Genomic DNA, 14,500 nt, shown 5'->3' with positions numbered 1-14,500 from the left:
AACGAGGTGAGGGAGCGTCAAGTCCCGGTCGCCATCGTCGGGATGGCCGTCCTGCTGCCCGGCGCCGAGGACCTGGACGCGTACTGGCGCAACCTGGTCGACGGCGTCGACGCCGTACGGGAGGTGCCCCAGGGGCGCTGGGACCCGGTGTACTACCGGCCCGGCGACCCGGGCGGCGCGGCCGACCGGATCTACTGCCGGCGCGGCGGCTTCGTGGACGGCCTCGCCGCTTTCGACGCGGCCCGCTTCGGCATCATGCCGGGCTCGGTGGCGGGCACCGAGCCCGATCAGCTCATCGCGCTCTCCGTCGCCGCCCGCGCGCTCGCGGACGCGGGCGGCGAGGAGCGGCTGCCCGACCGCGGACGGGTCGGCGTGGTCCTCGGCCGGGGCGGCTACCTCGGTCCCGGCCTGGTCCGCCTGGACCAACGCGTGCGCATCGCCCACCAGTTGACGCACACCCTGGGCGAGCTCCTGCCCCACCTCGGCGCCGACCAGCTCGCCCGGGTGCGGGCCGCCTTCACCGAGACGCTGGGGCCCGAGCACCCGGAGTCCGCGATCGGGCTCGTCCCCAACCTGGTGGCCTCCCGCATCGCCAACCGCCTCGATCTGCGGGGACCGGCGTACACGGTGGACGCCGCCTGCGCGTCCTCGCTGATCGCGGTCGACCAGGCGGTGGGCGAACTGGCCACGGGCCGCTGCGACCTGATGCTGGCGGGCGGGGTCCACCACTGCCACGACATCACGCTGTGGAGCGTCTTCGCCCAGTTGCGCGCCCTCTCGCCGAGCCAGCGCAGCCGCCCCTTCCACGCGGCGGCCGACGGCATCCTCATCGGCGAGGGCACCGGAGTGGTCGCCCTCAAGCGACTCGTGGACGCCGAACGCGACGGCGACCGCGTGTACGCCGTGATCCGCGGTACCGGAGTGGCGGGCGACGGCCGCGCCGCGGGGCTGATGAACCCCCACCCGGGCGGCCAGACCCGCGCGGTCCGCCAGGCCTGGCGGGCGGCGGGCCTCGACCCGCGCGAGAGAGGCTCCCTCGGCCTCCTGGAGGCCCATGGCACCGGCACCCCGGCGGGCGACGCGGCGGAACTCGCCACACTGGCCGAGGTGTTCGGTCCCGGTACGGACGACCCGGCCGCCCCCGTCATCGGCTCGGTGAAGTCGATGATCGGCCACTGCATGCCCGCGGCGGGCGTCGCCGGGCTGGTGAAGGCGGCCCTCGCCGTGCACCACGCGACCCTGCTGCCGACCCTGCACTGCGAGGACCCGCACCCCGCGCTCGCCCGCACGCCGTTCCGCCCCGCGTCCGCCGCCCGCCCCTGGGAGGGGCCGCTGCGCCGGGCCGCCGTCAACGCCTTCGGGTTCGGCGGGATCAACGCCCATGTGGTCCTGGAACAGGCGCCGGGAGCCGTGCCCGCCTCCCGCCGGGCGACCGTCCGCGAACCGGAACGGGTACTGCGCCTGACCGCCGCCACCCCGCGTGAGCTGTCCCGGCTCCTGGACGCCGACGACGCGGCCGTACGGGAGCGGGGCGCGGCCGTGCCGTACGGGCCGGGCACACCCGCCGCCGCCCGCCTCGGCATCGTCGACCCGACCGCGAAGCGGCTGGCCCTCGCCCGCCGCGCGGTGGCCCAGGGCCGCCCGTGGCGCGGTCGCGGCGACGTGTGGTTCGCCCCGCGCCCACTGCTCGGGGAGGCGGGCGGCGGCAAGGTGGCGTTCGTCTTCCCCGGCCTGGAGGCCGAGTTCGCGCCCCGGGTGGACGAGGTGGCCGAGCACTACGGACTGCGGCTGCCCGGGCGTACCTACAGCGGGGCGACCGACGTCGCCCGGCACGGCCTCGGCGTGCTGCGCGTCGGCCGGGTCCTCGACGAGGCCCTGCGCGCGCTCGGCGTCCACCCCGACGGGGTGGCCGGACACAGCGTGGGGGAGTGGGCCGCGATGATCGCGGGCGGGATGTTCGCGGCCGACAGGGCCGATGACTTCTTCGCCTCCTTCGACCCCGACTCCCTGCGGGTGCCGGGCCTGGCGTTCGCGGCGGTCGGCGCGTCGGCGGCCGTGGTGGGCCGGGCGCTCGCCGACTGGCCCGACCTGGTCCTCTCGCACGACAACTCGCCCGGCCAGTCGATGGTGTGCGGCCCCGAGCGGCCCGTCGAGGAGTTCGCCGCGAAGCTCCGGGCCGAACGCGTGATCTGCCAGGTGCTCCCCTTCCGCTCCGGCTTCCACACCCCGATGCTCGCCCCGTACCTCGGCCCCATGAAGCGGGGCGTGGACGCGGCGGAGCTCCTTCCGCAGCGGGTCCCGGTCTGGTCCGGGACCACGGCGGCGCCGTTCCCGGCCGACCCCGACGAGGTCCGCGCCCTGTTCGTCCGCCATCTCCTGGAGCCGGTGCGCTTCCGGCCGCTCGTCGAGGCCCTGTACGCGGCGGGCTTCCGCGCCTTCGTCCAGGTGGGCACCGGCCGGCTCACCTCCCTGATCGACGACACCCTGAAGCCCCGCGACCACCTCGCCCTCCCGGCCAACTCCCCCCGACGCGGCGGGCTGGCGCAGCTGCTGCGGGTGGAGACGGGACTGTGGGCGGAGGGGTACGCACTGAAGCCGCGCCGACCGGACGGCCCGCACCTGGCTCCCCGGCCGGACGAGCCGGGCCACGCCCTTCGGCCTGGCGGCTCAAACCGCGTCCCTCGGCCGGACGGCCCGCGCCCCTCCTCGGCCCCCGTCCCCCTCGACCTCACAGCCGCGCTGGTCCCGATCGAACCCCGCCGTCTGAACGCGTTACGGGACGAGCTGCGCCCTCGTACGGACGGGGGCGAACTGTCGCGTGACACAGGCGGGTTGGCCGAGGCGGTCACCCGGCGCCACCCCGTCGCCGCCGAGCTCGACGCGCTGCTGCGGGAGACGGCCGACAGCGTCACGGCTGTCCTGGCGGCGGCCGCACCGCGGGCGACCGGCCGTCCGGCCGCCGTCCCGGCCCGCGAGCAGCGCACCCGGATCCGCGTCTCGACCGAGACCATGCCCTACCTCCTCGACCACTGCTTCTTCCCGCAGCGGCCGGGCTGGCCCGAGCAGGCCGACCGGCATCCGGTCGTCCCCGCCACCACCGTTGTGCACCATGTGATGGCCGCCGCCGAGCGGGCCGAGCCCGGGCAGCGGGCCGTCGCCGTGCACGACGTCCGGCTGGAGAAGTGGGTCAACGCCATCCCGGCCGTGGACGTGACGGTCACCGCGCGGCCGCAGGGCCCCGGACGGTGGGCCGTCGCGTTCGGTCCGTACGCCCGTGCCGTCGTCGAACTCGCCCCCGCCCACCCCGCTCCACCACCCGCCCCACCCCTCGACACGGCCGACGAGCGCCCGCCCGGCCATGTGGCGGCCCAGATGTACGAGGACCGTTGGATGTTCCACGGACCCGCCTTCCAGGGCGTCACCGCGCTGAACGGGATCGGGCCCGGCCACGTCCGGGGCACGATCACCACACCGCCCGCGCCCGGCGCGCTCCTCGACAACGTGGGCCAACTCCTCGGCTACTGGCTGATGTCGACCCACGCCTCGCGGACCGTGGTCTTCCCCGTCGCCCTGGAGCGGGCCCGCTTCTTCGGGCCGCACCCGCCGGCCGGCACCCCCGTCGACTGCCACGTGGTCATCACCTCGCTCACCGAGGACACCCTCCTCGCCGACGCCCGGCTGACCCTGCCCGACGGCACGGTGTGGGCGGAGCTCACCGGGTGGCGCGACCGCCGCTTCTCCGGGCTCGACGCGCGCAGGTCCGGCGGATACCCCGAACACCTGGCCCTCGCCGAGGCCCGCCCCGGCGGCTGGTGCCTGCTGCGGGACCAGTGGCCGGACCCGGCCTCCCGCGACCTGCTGATGCGGATGCAGCTGGGCCGGGCCGAGCGGGAGGCGTACGAGGCGAGGCCGCCGCGCGGCCGACGGCAGTGGCTGCTCGGCCGGATCGCCGCCAAGGACGCGGTACGGCGGTGGCTGTGGGAGCACGGCGAGGGCGCGGTGTTCCCGGCCGAGATCGAGATCGTCAACGAGGAGTCGGGACGGCCGCGCGCGGTGGGAACGCACGGCCGCACCCTCCCGCCGCTGGACCTGTCCCTCGCCCACCGGGGCGACCTGGCGGTCGCGCTGGTACGCCCGCCCGGGCCCGGCCCGTATCCGTACGGCGTCGGCATCGACGTCGAGGAGATCGCCGACCGCACCCCGGCAACCCACCGCGTCGCCCTCGGCCGCCGCGAACTCGCCCTCGTCGAGCGGCTCGTGGCCGCGACCGGGGAGTCCGGGGCCCGGTGGTTCACCCGCTTCTGGGCGGCCAAGGAGGCCGTCGCCAAGGCGGCCGGGACCGGGCTCGGCGGCCGGCCGCACGCCTTCGAGGTGACCGACGCGGCTCCCGGCGCCCTCACCGTCACCGTCGGCGGCCGCCGCCACCACGTTTCCTGCGCCCTCGTCACCGACACCCACGTCGTGGCCTGGACCACGTCCGCGCCGCCCACCGAGGAGAGTGCCCTGTGACCACCAGCGAACGGCCGACCGCTCCCGCCCCGCCCCCCGACGAGGAGACCGTCCTGGCCGAGATCGCGCGGGCGATCGTGGCGGTGCTGGGGGACTACGCCCCCGACCCCGCCGACATCCGTCCCGACACCCTCTTCGGGGACGACCTGGAGCTGGAGAGCATCGACCTCGTCATGCTCTCCGGACACCTGGAGGAGCGGTACGGGGAGCGGGTCAACTTCGCCGAGTTCGTCGCCGGTCTGGAGATCGACGAGATCATCGCGCTCACCGTCGGCCGGCTCGTGGCCCATGTGGTCCAGTGCCTCGCCGCGGCCCCCGGACCGGGAGCCGCGCGATGGTGATGATCCAAGCCAACGGGCTCGGGCTGCACGTCCAGCGGCTCACCCCCAGGGACCGTCCGCCGAGAGGGACGGCCGTGTTCGTCCACGGCGCCTTCATCGACAGTCTCGCCAGCTACTACTTCACCCTCGGCCCGGTCTTCGCCGCCGCCGGATACGAGGCCGTCATGTACGACCTGCGCGGGCACGGACGCAGCGAACGCCCTCCCTCGGGCTACACCCTGGAGCACTTCACCGCCGACCTCGACGCCCTGCTCGACGAGCTGGAGATCGACCGCCCGGTCCACCTCGTCGGCAACTCCTTCGGCGGCACGGTCGCGCTCGACTACGTCGTGCACCGGCCCGAGCGCGTCGCCACCGTCACCGTGATCGAGTCCGGGCCCGCCAGCCGCACCTGGTCGGACACCATGGCGGCGGCGCTGCGGCACGCGGTGGGCATGCCCGAGGACGACGCGCTGCTGTGGTTCACCGAGCAGTACGGCACGCTCTCCTCCACCCGGACCGGCGACGCCCGCCACGACGCCCACATCCGCCGGCTCGGCCAGGCCGCCGGGCGCCTGGTGCGCTCCACCACCATCGCCGAGGACATCCCCGGCGGCCGGGTCCTCACCGACGAGCAGCTGGGCCGGGTGCGCTGCCCGGTCCTGCTGATCAACGGCCAGGAGGGCCTGGTGGCCGCCGAGGCCGCCCGGCTGCGGTCGCTGCTGCCGCGCTGCCGGGTCGCGGTGGTGCCGGGGCAGAAGCACTCGGTCCTGGTCGAGGCGTCCGACGCGGTCGCCGAACTGGCCCTGAGCTGGATCCGCGACCATACCGCCGCTCTGCCCGAACCCACCGCGGCGGCCTTGGCGCCGGGCGAACCGGGGCCGGTCCGGTGAGCCGCTTCCTGTTCGTGGTGCCGCCGCTGACGGGCCATGTCAACCCGGCCGCCGCCGTCGCCGCGGAACTCGGCGCCCGGGGCCACGAGGTGGCGTGGGCGGGCCGCCCGGAGGTCGTGGAACGGCTGGCGGGGGAGAAGCCCGTGGTCTACGCGTGCGCGGGCCCCGACGGCATCGGCGGACGGCCGCCCGAGCTGCGCGGGGTCGCGGCCCTGAAGTTCCTCTGGGCGCGCTTCCTCGGCCCGCTCGCCGAGGCGATGGCGCCCGGGGTGGCGGCGGCGGTCACCGCCTTCCGGCCGGACGTGGTGGTCGCCGACCAGCAGACCGTGGCGGGCGCCCTGGTCGCCGAGCGGCTCGGGGTGCCGTTCGCCACCTCCTCGACCACCTCGGCCGAGCTCACCGACAGCATGGCGGGGATGCCGGGCGTGCACAGCTGGCTCACCGGGCTCCTGCACGAGCTGCGGCAGCGCCTCGGCGACCCGGCCGCCACCCACGACCCGCGCTTCTCCCCGCTGCTCACCCTCGCCTTCACCACCCCCGAGCTGACCGGCCCGTACACCACCCCCGACACCGGCCTGCGCTTCGTGGGCCCGGCGCTGGCCGCCCGGCGCACGGCCACCGGGGACTTCCCCTGGCACTGGCTGGACCTGGCGCCCGGTACACCCGCCGTGCTGATCACCCTGGGCACGGCCAACACCGACGCGGGCGGACGCTTCCTCGCCGAGAGCGTCGCCGCGGTGCGCGCCCGCGCCGGACGGCTGCGGGCGGTGGTCTGCGACCCCGGCGGGCTGCTCGGGGAGGTGCCGCCGGGACCCGACGTCCTGGTCGCCGCCGAGCTGCCGCAGGTCGCGCTCCTGGAGCGGATGTCGGCGGTGGTCTGTCACGCGGGCCACAACACCGTCACCGAGGCGCTGTGGCACGGGGTACCGCTGGTGGTCGCCCCGATCCGGGACGACCAGCCGGTCGTGGCGGCCCAGGTGGTGGCCGCCGGGGCCGGGGTGCGGGTGAAGTTCGCGCGGGCGGGGCGCGAGCAGATCGGCGCGGCCCTGGACGCGGTGGTGACCGGGCCGGGCCACCGCGACGCGGCCCGGCGGATCCGGGACGCCTTCCGCGCCGCCGGGGGCGAGTCGGCCGCCGCCACCCACCTGGAGAAGCTCGCCGCGGAACAGCCCTCACAGAGCCCCCCATCCCCGTAGAGAGGGACGCACATGCCCGACAGCGAACGGATCGCCGCCCTCCGCCCGTCGTACCAGGAGGAGCTGGCCCGCGGCACGGCCCGCTTCTTCCTTCCGCCGCGCACCGACTGCCCCTGGTGCCACGGCCGCGACCTGCGCCGCAAGTTCCGCACCACGGACCTCATCCAGGGCAAGCCCGGCCACTTCGTCCTCGACGAGTGCCGGGGCTGCGGGCACGTCTTCCAGAACCCGCGGTTGAGCCAGGAGGGCCTCGGCTTCTACTACCGGGACTTCTACGACGGCCTCGGCGCGGAGACCACCGCCAAGATGTTCGAGGGCAACGGCAGCGCGAAGCGGTTCCGGCGCAGTGCCCGCGCGCTGCGCCGGGTCGCCCAGCCGCGCCGGTGGCTGGACGTCGGCACCTCGCTCGGCCACTTCTGCGCCGCCGCCAAGGAGGTGTTGCCCGACACCGAGTTCGACGGCCTCGACATGGGCGAGGGCGTCGAACTCGCCGCCAAGGAGGGCCGGGTCGAGGAGGCCTACCGGGGCCTGTTCGTGGAGCTCGCCGAGGAGATGGCGGGCCGCTACGACGTGGTCAGCATGTTCCACTACCTGGAGCACACCGCCGACCCGCACCGCGAACTGGACGCGGCGCACACGGCGTTGGCGCCGGGCGGACGGCTGCTGATCGAGGTTCCCGACCCCGAGTCGCTCTCCGGGCGGCTGCTCGGCCGGCGCTGGCTTCCCTGGTTCCAGCCGCAGCACCTCAACATGGTCCCGATGGGAAATCTGTGCGCACGGCTGCGCGAGCTGGGCTTCACCGTCGAGGTGGCCGAGCGGCGCGACGCGCACATCCCCGCCGACCTGGTGTGCGCGGCCTGGTTCCTGTTCGACCGGCTGCTGCCGCGCGACGACGCGCCCTGGCGGCCCCGCCGCCCCGGCCCGGTCGCGCGGGCCGCGCGCTTCACACTGGTGTGGGCGGCCGTGCCGGTGCTGGTCGCGGTGTACGCCCTGGATCAGCTGCTCAACCCGCTGCTGCGGCGGACGCGGTTCTCCAACGCGTACCGGGTCATCGCCCGCAGGGACGGGTGAGGGCCGCGGGTACGGGAGGTCCGCCGGGACGGGTGAGCGCCGTTCAGCCGCCCGAGAGCACCTGCGCCAGGTCGTAGGAGACCGGTTCCTCCAGCTGGGTGTACGTACAGCTGTCGGGGGACCGGTCGGGGCGCCAGCGGCGGAACTGGGCGGTGTGGCGGAAGCGGTCGCCCTCCATGTGGTCGTAGGCCACCTCGCACACCCGCTCCGGCCGCAGCGCCACCCACGACAGGTCCTTCTTGCCCGTCCAGCGGCTCTGCGCGCCCGGCAGCCGGGCCCCCGCGTGGGCGGCCTCGTCCAGCCAGGCGGCCCACGGGTGCCCGCCGCCCACCGGGTCGTCCATCAGCAGCGGGGCCAGCTCCGCGATCAGCTCCGCCCGGCGCTTCATCGGGAAGGCCGCGCAGACCCCGACGTGCTGGAGGGCGCCCGAGCCGTCGTACAGGCCCAGGAGCAGCGAGCCGAGGACGGGGCCGCTCTTGTGGAAGCGGTAGCCCGCCACCACCACGTCGGCCGTGCGCTCGTGCTTGATCTTGTACATCAGCCGGGCGTCCGGGCGGTAGCGCAGGTCCAGCGGCTTGGCCACCACCCCGTCGAGCCCGGCGCCCTCGTACCGCTCGAACCACTTCCGGGCCTGCTCGATGTCGGTGGTGGCGGGTGCCAGGTGCACCGGTGGGGCGACGCCGTCCAGGGCCCGGGTCAGGGCCGCCCGGCGCTCGCTCAGCGGGGTGTCGAGCAGCGAGTCGTTCCCCAGCGCCAGCAGGTCGAAGGCGACGAAGCTGGCCGGGGTCCGCTCGGCCAGCAGGTTCACCCGGGAGGCGGCCGGGTGGATGCGCTCGGTGAGCTGGTCGAAGTCGAGGCGGCCCCCGCGCACGATGACGATCTCGCCGTCCACCACGCAGCGCCGGGGCAGCCGTTCCTTCAGGGCCCGGGCAAGCTCGGGGAAGTAGCGGGTGAGCGGCTTGCCGTTGCGGCTGCCGATGACGATCTCGTCGCCGTCGCGGTGCACGATCGCCCGGAAGCCGTCCCACTTCGCCTCGTACTGCATCCCGGGCGGGATCCTGGCCACCGACTTGGCGAGCATCGGCTTCAGGGGCGGCATCACCGGCAGATCCATACCGTAGATTCTCGCCGGATTGTTCCGATATGCGCCATTTACGGCGCGCACCTACCGTGGCCTGCATGGGCACGAGCAAGGGTGAGGCCGTGGAGCTGGACGTGGCCGGGCGGGCCGTCCGGCTGTCCAACCCGAACAAGGTGTACTTCCCGGAGCGCGGCTACACCAAGCTGGACGTGGCCACGTACTACCTGGCCGTCGCCGACGGAATCACCCGCGCCCTGCGCGACCGCCCGACCACCCTGGAGCGCTACCCGGACGGCGTGGAGGGCGAGTCCTTCTTCCAGAAGCGGGCCCCCAAGAACCTGCCCGAGTGGATCCCGACCGCCCGGATCTCCTTCCCCAGCGGCCGCCACGCCGACGAGATCTGCCCGACCGAGGCCGGCGCCGTGCTGTGGGCCGCGAACCTGGGCTGCCTCACCTTCCACCCGTGGCCGGTGCGGCGCGAGGCCAGCGACCACCCGGACGAACTCCGCATCGACCTGGATCCCCAGCCCGGCACCGGCTTCGACGACGCGGTCCCGGTCGCCCATGAGCTGCGCGCCCTGCTGGAGGAGTCGGGCATCCGGGGCTGGCCCAAGACATCCGGCGGCCGGGGCATCCACGTCTTCGTCCCCATCGAGCCGCGCTGGACCTTCACCGAGGTGCGCCGCTGCGCCATCGCCGTCGGGCGGGAGCTGGAGCGGCGCATGGCGGGGAAGGTCACCACCGCGTGGTGGAAGGAGGAGCGCGGCGAGCGGATCTTCGTCGACTACAACCAGACGGCCCGCGACCGCACCATCGCCTCCGCCTACTCGGTCCGCCCCAAGCCGCACGCCCCGGTCTCCGCGCCGCTGCGCTGGGAGGAGCTGGACGACGTCCGCCCCGAGGACTTCGACCTGCGGACCATGCCCACGCGGTATGCCGAGGTGGGGGACGTCCACGCGGACATGGAGGACCACGCCTTCGGCCTGGAGCCGCTCCTCGAACTCGCGGCCCGCGACGAGCACGACCACCGGCTGGGCGACATGCCGTATCCGCCGGACTATCCCAAGATGCCGGGGGAGCCCCTGCGGGTGCAGCCGAGCCGGGCCAGGAAGAAGGACTCCTAGGCGGGCGGCCGGTGCCGCCCCGCCGCGACGGCGCGGGCGTCCTGGCCGTGGACCGCTACGCCGTGGGCGGCCGGCGCTCGGCCGGGGGCAGCAGCAGTATCTCCAGCGCCTGGGCGCACGCGCGGGCCTGCGCCAGGAACCAGGCGGCGCGCTCGTCCGTCATCACCGCGGGCGCGGCCCGCAGCGACAGGGCGAAGCGGGCGTGTCCGACCCGGTCGAGGACCGGCACGGCCAGGGTGCGCGTCCCGTACGCGGCGCCGTACGCGCCCGGGACCGTCTCGCTCTCCTCGCGCGCGAAGCCGTCGGCCCGTACGTCCGCCAGCTCCCCGTCGAGCGCCGCGTGTCCGTCCGGGCCGGGCCAGGCGAGCAGCACCCGGCCCGGCGCGGTCGAGCGCAGCGGGCGGCGCAGCCCCGCCATCGGCGGCACCGGCCCGCCCGCGACGATCACCGCGTGCGGGCCGCTGCGCAGCGCGAGGTCGGCGACGGCGCCGGTCCGCGCGGTGAGGTCGGCGAGCTCGGGGGCGGCCAGATGGAGGCCGCGCCGGTGGTAGGAGAGGCGGCCGAGCTCGGTCATGGCGGGCCCGAGCCGGTAGCGCGCGGTGCGCACGTCCTGTTCCAGGAACCCCGCCCCGACGAGCGTGCGGGCCAGCCGATGGGCGGTGGAGACGGGTAACCCCAGGCGCCGGGAGAGATCGGACGCGCTGAGGTCGGGGCCGTTGTCGTGGAAGGAGTGCAGCACGTCCAGGGCGCGCTGCACGGCCTGCGCGCCGGTCGGGGTGCGCACCGTGGTGGCCTCGGTCATATCGGCTCCCTGGCGGGTCGTGATCGACGAAGAGCTCCACACTACGGCCGGGCGTTCTGGTCGCTCAGGGCAACGGCGAAGGCGGCCGGAACCGCTGCCGTCGCGTGATCGGCAGGCCGTAATCGGCCAAAGACGCGGCGGCGGGGGAAGATCGCTCGACGAGGGCGGCGAAAGGCGTTCAACGATCATTGACCGGACGTTGATCCGGCCCGGCCAGCATGGACGGCATGTCGATCAACACCACCATCGCCGGGCCGGAACTGGCCTGGCAGGAGACCGCGTTGTGCGCCCAGGCGGGGCCCGAGTTCTTCTTCCCGGCCCCCGGCAGCTCGACGCGGGAGGCCAAGCAGCTCTGCGGCGGCTGTGAGGGCCGCCAGGCCTGCCTGGAGTACGCGCTGGCGAACGACGAGCGGTTCGGTGTCTGGGGCGGCCTCTCCGAGCAGGAGAGACTCCAGCTCCAGCGCAGCCGCGGAGCGCGGCGCGGCCGGGCCTGAGGGGTCGAGCCACGAACCCGGCCGGCTCAGGAACGGCCGGGTTCCTCCGGCGGACGCGCGTGCCCGTTTCGGGGGCGGGCCGCGCGTCCGCACCCCCGCACCGCCCCCGTGGCCGCCCCACCGGATCCGGTCGTTCCGGTGCAGGATGCCCCACAAGCCCTGGCACGTCCGGCCCCGGCCGGTCATGCTGGGCGGGTCGAGGAGCCGATGTCACGGCATGGGGGGCGTGGTGAGGAGAACGGGCACGGCGGCGCGGGCGTACGACTACATCGTGGTGGGAGCGGGTTCGGCGGGCTGCGTGCTCGCGGCGAGGCTCTCCGAGGACCCCGGCGTGCGGGTCGCGCTCGTCGAGTCCGGGCCGCGCGACCGCAACCCCGGGATCCGTGTCCCGGCCGCCTTCCCCAGGCTCTTCAAGACCGCCTACGACTGGGACTTCACCACCGTCGGGCAGAAGGAGCTGGGCGGGCGCGAGCTCTACTGGCCGCGCGGCCACACCCTCGGCGGCTCCTCGTCCGTCAACGCCATGATGTGGGTGCGCGGCCACCGCGCCGACTACGACGCCTGGGGTGAGGCGGCCGGGCCCGCGTGGGCGTACGACGCGTTCGTGCCGTACTTCCGCCGGGCCGAGCGCTGGACCGGCCCGGCGCCCCAGGACTCGGTGTACGGCACCGGGGGGCCGCTGTGGATCTCGCCGCTGCGCGACCCCAGCCCCCTCACCCTCGCCTTCCTCGCCGCCTGCCACGACCGCGGCCTCACGGGGCTCAGGGAACTCAACGGCCCCGACCACTCCGGATACGCGACGACCCCCGTCAACCAGCGCGATGGGCGCCGGTGGAGCGCCGCCGACGGCTACCTCCGGCCCGCCGCGCACCGCCCCAACCTGGATGTGCTCACCCGGACCCGGGTGCGCGGGCTGGAGTTCGAGGGCAGCAGGGTCACCGGAGTGCGCACCCAGGGCGCCCCGGGCATCCTCACCGCCCGCCGCGAGGTGATCCTCAGCGCGGGCGCCATCGGCTCGCCGCAGCTGCTGATGCTCTCGGGCATCGGTGACCCGGACCGCCTGCGGGAGGCGGGAGTAGAGGTCAAGGTGGCCTCGCCGGACGTCGGCCGCCATCTGCAGGACCATCTCGCGTACGCGGTGACCGTGCGCTGTCCCCGCCCCGTCACCCTCACCGGCGCGGACACGCTCTCCAACCTGGGCCGCTTCGTGCTGCGCGGCCGGGGTCCGCTGACCTCCAACCTGGCGGAGGCGGTGGCGTTCGTGCGGACCCGGCCCGGCCTGGTGGCGCCGGACATCGAGCTGATCTTCGCCCCGGTGCCGTTCGTCGACCACGGGCTCACCCCGCCCACCGAACACGGCCTCACCGTCGGGGTGGTCCTGCTCCAGCCCGACAGCGAGGGCCGCGTCGAGCCCGCCGGACCGTCCGCGGCTCTCCCGCCACGGATCGACCCCGGCTATCTGACCGCGGAGGACGACCTGCGCCGGCTGCTGGTGGGGGTGCGCCGGGCGGAGCAACTGCTGGCCACCCCGGCGCTGGCCGAGCACACCTCGGGGCCGCTGGCGCCCTACCCCGGCGTGGTCGACGACGAGACGCTGGCCGCGGCGGTGCGCGCGTCGGCCGAGTCGCTGTACCACCCGGTGGGCACCTGCCGGATGGGCGCCGACGAGGGCTCGGTCACCGACCCCCGGCTGCGGGTGCGCGGCACCGAGGGGCTGCGGGTGGTCGATGCCTCCGTCATGCCGCGCATCACCCGCGGCCATACCCACGCCCCGACGGTCGCCCTCGCGGAGAAGGCGGCGGAGCTGATCCGTCAGGACGCGCGACAGCCGTTGCGCGGGGCCTGAGGCGCACGGCTGTTACGCACCATGCCGGGGCGCGCGGGAGACGTCAGGCCTTGCCGCGGGCCAGCATCCGGGCCTTGCGCGCGGCGAGCTTCTCGTCGAACTTGCTCGCCTCCGCGTCGAGACCGCCCATGTACAGGCCCAGCTCCTCCTGCGCCTTCAGCCCCTCCGGGCCGAGCCCGTCGATCTCCAGGACCTTCAGGAAGCGCAGCACGGGCTGGAGCACGTCGTCGTGGTGGATGCGCAGGTTGTAGATCTCGCCTATGGCCATCTGGGCGGCGGCCCGCTCGAAGCCGGGCATGTTGTGGCCGGGCATCCGGAAGTCCACCACCACGTCGCGTACCGCCCGCATGGTCAGATCGGGAGCCAGCTCGAAGGCCGCGCCCAGCAGGTTGCGGTAGAAGACCATGTGCAGGTTCTCGTCGGTCGCGATCCGCGCCAGCATGCGGTCGCAGACCGGGTCGCCCGACCGGTGGCCGGTGTTGCGGTGCGAGATGCGGGTGGCCAGCTCCTGGAAGGCCACGTACGCCACCGAGTGCAGCATCGAGTGGCGGTTGTCGGACTCGAAGCCCTCCGCCATGTGCGCCATGCGGAACCGCTCCAGCTGGTCCGGGTCCACGGCGCGCGAGGCGAGCAGGTAGTCGCGCATCACGATGCCGTGCCTGCCCTCCTCGGCGGTCCAGCGGTGCACCCAGGTCCCCCAGGCGCCGTCCCGGCCGAAGAGGCTGGCGATCTCGTGGTGGTAGCTGGGCAGGTTGTCCTCGGTGAGGAGGTTCACCACGAGCGCGATCCGGCCGATGTCGGTGACCTTGGACTGCTGCGGCTCCCACGCCTCGCCGTCCTCGAAGAGGCCGGGGAAGTTGCGGGCGTCCGACCACGGCACGTAGTCGTGCGGCATCCAGTCCTTGGCCACCTTCAGGTGCCGGTTGAGCTCCTTCTCGACGACCTCTTCCAACGCGTACAGCAGCCGGGCGTCGGTCCACGCGTCCGAAGTGCCGAGGTGGGGGGAGGTGATCGTCACGAGGGTGCTCCAGGGGGACGGGGAAGGGGGACGTGTACCTACGCCTACGTAGGTTACGAGACCGTAGGTTAAGCGCGCGATAAGGCCCCAGCCAAGTCCCGCCTTCCCCCCATTTCGCTACTCTCCGTCATTCCCGCAGCTCATGC

At 74.7% G+C, this 14,500-nt stretch carries 11 protein-coding genes; 8 read left to right on the top strand and 3 right to left on the bottom strand.

The window, feature by feature from the left end; genetic code table 11:
- Positions 1-42 precede the first annotated feature (42 nt).
- From ACZ4MU_RS24290 to ACZ4MU_RS24270, 5 genes are read left to right on the top strand one after another with little or no spacing between them, the layout of a single operon-like run.
- Positions 43-4,509 (top strand): beta-ketoacyl synthase N-terminal-like domain-containing protein, encoded by a 4,467-nt coding sequence (locus tag ACZ4MU_RS24290; RefSeq protein WP_467880440.1) that lies wholly within the window; start codon positions 43-45, stop codon positions 4,507-4,509.
- Positions 4,506-4,850 carry an acyl carrier protein gene (locus ACZ4MU_RS24285; protein ID WP_467880206.1) on the top strand — a complete coding sequence of 115 codons (345 nt, stop codon included), beginning with the start codon at positions 4,506-4,508 and terminating at the stop codon, positions 4,848-4,850. The genes ACZ4MU_RS24290 and ACZ4MU_RS24285 overlap by 4 nt, the downstream gene beginning before the upstream one ends.
- Positions 4,844-5,722 carry an alpha/beta fold hydrolase gene (locus tag ACZ4MU_RS24280; protein ID WP_467880204.1) on the top strand — a complete coding sequence of 293 codons (879 nt, stop codon included), beginning with the start codon at positions 4,844-4,846 and terminating at the stop codon, positions 5,720-5,722. Before ACZ4MU_RS24285 ends, ACZ4MU_RS24280 begins: the two co-directional genes overlap by 7 nt.
- Positions 5,719-6,918, top strand: coding sequence for a glycosyltransferase (locus ACZ4MU_RS24275; protein ID WP_467880201.1), 1,200 nt, complete (start codon positions 5,719-5,721; stop codon positions 6,916-6,918). Before ACZ4MU_RS24280 ends, ACZ4MU_RS24275 begins: the two co-directional genes overlap by 4 nt.
- Positions 6,919-6,930: 12 nt before the next feature.
- Positions 6,931-7,989, top strand: a complete 1,059-nt coding sequence (locus ACZ4MU_RS24270; RefSeq protein ID WP_467880198.1) for a class I SAM-dependent methyltransferase — start codon at positions 6,931-6,933, stop codon at positions 7,987-7,989.
- A gap of 43 nt (positions 7,990-8,032) precedes the next feature.
- Here the strand turns inward: ACZ4MU_RS24270 and ACZ4MU_RS24265 are convergent, their stop codons facing one another.
- On the bottom strand, positions 8,033-9,103 hold the full coding sequence (locus ACZ4MU_RS24265) for an ATP-dependent DNA ligase (RefSeq protein WP_467880196.1): 1,071 nt from the start codon (positions 9,101-9,103) through the stop codon (positions 8,033-8,035).
- Between the two features lie 65 nt (positions 9,104-9,168).
- On the opposite strand from ACZ4MU_RS24265, the gene ligD reads away from it, so the two are divergent.
- The gene (gene ligD / locus ACZ4MU_RS24260) at positions 9,169-10,194 is read left to right on the top strand and encodes a non-homologous end-joining DNA ligase (protein ID WP_467880193.1); all 1,026 of its coding nucleotides are present in this window, start codon (positions 9,169-9,171) and stop codon (positions 10,192-10,194) included.
- Positions 10,195-10,249: 55 nt separating this feature from the next.
- On the opposite strand, the gene ACZ4MU_RS24255 is transcribed toward ligD, so the two are convergent.
- A complete protein-coding gene (locus ACZ4MU_RS24255; protein ID WP_467880190.1) occupies positions 10,250-10,996 on the bottom strand; it encodes an IclR family transcriptional regulator in 747 nt (248 codons plus the stop codon).
- A 227-nt stretch (positions 10,997-11,223) separates the two neighbouring features.
- On the opposite strand from ACZ4MU_RS24255, the gene ACZ4MU_RS24250 reads away from it, so the two are divergent.
- Together ACZ4MU_RS24250 and ACZ4MU_RS24245 are read left to right on the top strand one after the other, a co-directional pair.
- Positions 11,224-11,490, top strand: coding sequence for a WhiB family transcriptional regulator (locus tag ACZ4MU_RS24250; RefSeq protein WP_467880187.1), 267 nt, complete (start codon positions 11,224-11,226; stop codon positions 11,488-11,490).
- Between the two features lie 217 nt (positions 11,491-11,707).
- Entirely contained in the window at positions 11,708-13,336 is a 1,629-nt protein-coding gene (locus ACZ4MU_RS24245) for a GMC family oxidoreductase (protein ID WP_467880184.1), read from the top strand.
- 43 nt (positions 13,337-13,379) lie between these two features.
- Here the strand turns inward: ACZ4MU_RS24245 and ACZ4MU_RS24240 are convergent, their stop codons facing one another.
- Positions 13,380-14,354, bottom strand: coding sequence for an acyl-ACP desaturase (locus ACZ4MU_RS24240; RefSeq protein ID WP_467880181.1), 975 nt, complete (start codon positions 14,352-14,354; stop codon positions 13,380-13,382).
- Positions 14,355-14,500 lie beyond the last annotated feature (146 nt).

The sequence above is a fragment of the Streptomyces sp. NPDC026377 genome (assembly GCF_055567715.1).
This window is presented reverse-complemented; position numbering and strand designations above follow the sequence as displayed.

What these genes read in the sequence shown, in the direction of transcription:
- ACZ4MU_RS24290 (WP_467880440.1), top strand. Translation starts at nt 43, where the DNA reads ATGGCCGTCCTGCTGCCCGGCGCCGAGGACCTGGACGCGTACTGGCGC.
- ACZ4MU_RS24280 (WP_467880204.1), top strand. Translation starts at nt 4,844, where the DNA reads ATGGTGATGATCCAAGCCAACGGGCTCGGGCTGCACGTCCAGCGGCTC.
- ACZ4MU_RS24270 (WP_467880198.1), top strand. Translation starts at nt 6,931, where the DNA reads ATGCCCGACAGCGAACGGATCGCCGCCCTCCGCCCGTCGTACCAGGAG.
- ACZ4MU_RS24265 (WP_467880196.1), bottom strand. Translation starts at nt 9,103, where the DNA reads ATGGATCTGCCGGTGATGCCGCCCCTGAAGCCGATGCTCGCCAAGTCG.
- ligD (WP_467880193.1), top strand. Translation starts at nt 9,169, where the DNA reads ATGGGCACGAGCAAGGGTGAGGCCGTGGAGCTGGACGTGGCCGGGCGG.
- ACZ4MU_RS24255 (WP_467880190.1), bottom strand. Translation starts at nt 10,996, where the DNA reads ATGACCGAGGCCACCACGGTGCGCACCCCGACCGGCGCGCAGGCCGTG.
- ACZ4MU_RS24250 (WP_467880187.1), top strand. Translation starts at nt 11,224, where the DNA reads ATGTCGATCAACACCACCATCGCCGGGCCGGAACTGGCCTGGCAGGAG.
- ACZ4MU_RS24245 (WP_467880184.1), top strand. Translation starts at nt 11,708, where the DNA reads ATGGGGGGCGTGGTGAGGAGAACGGGCACGGCGGCGCGGGCGTACGAC.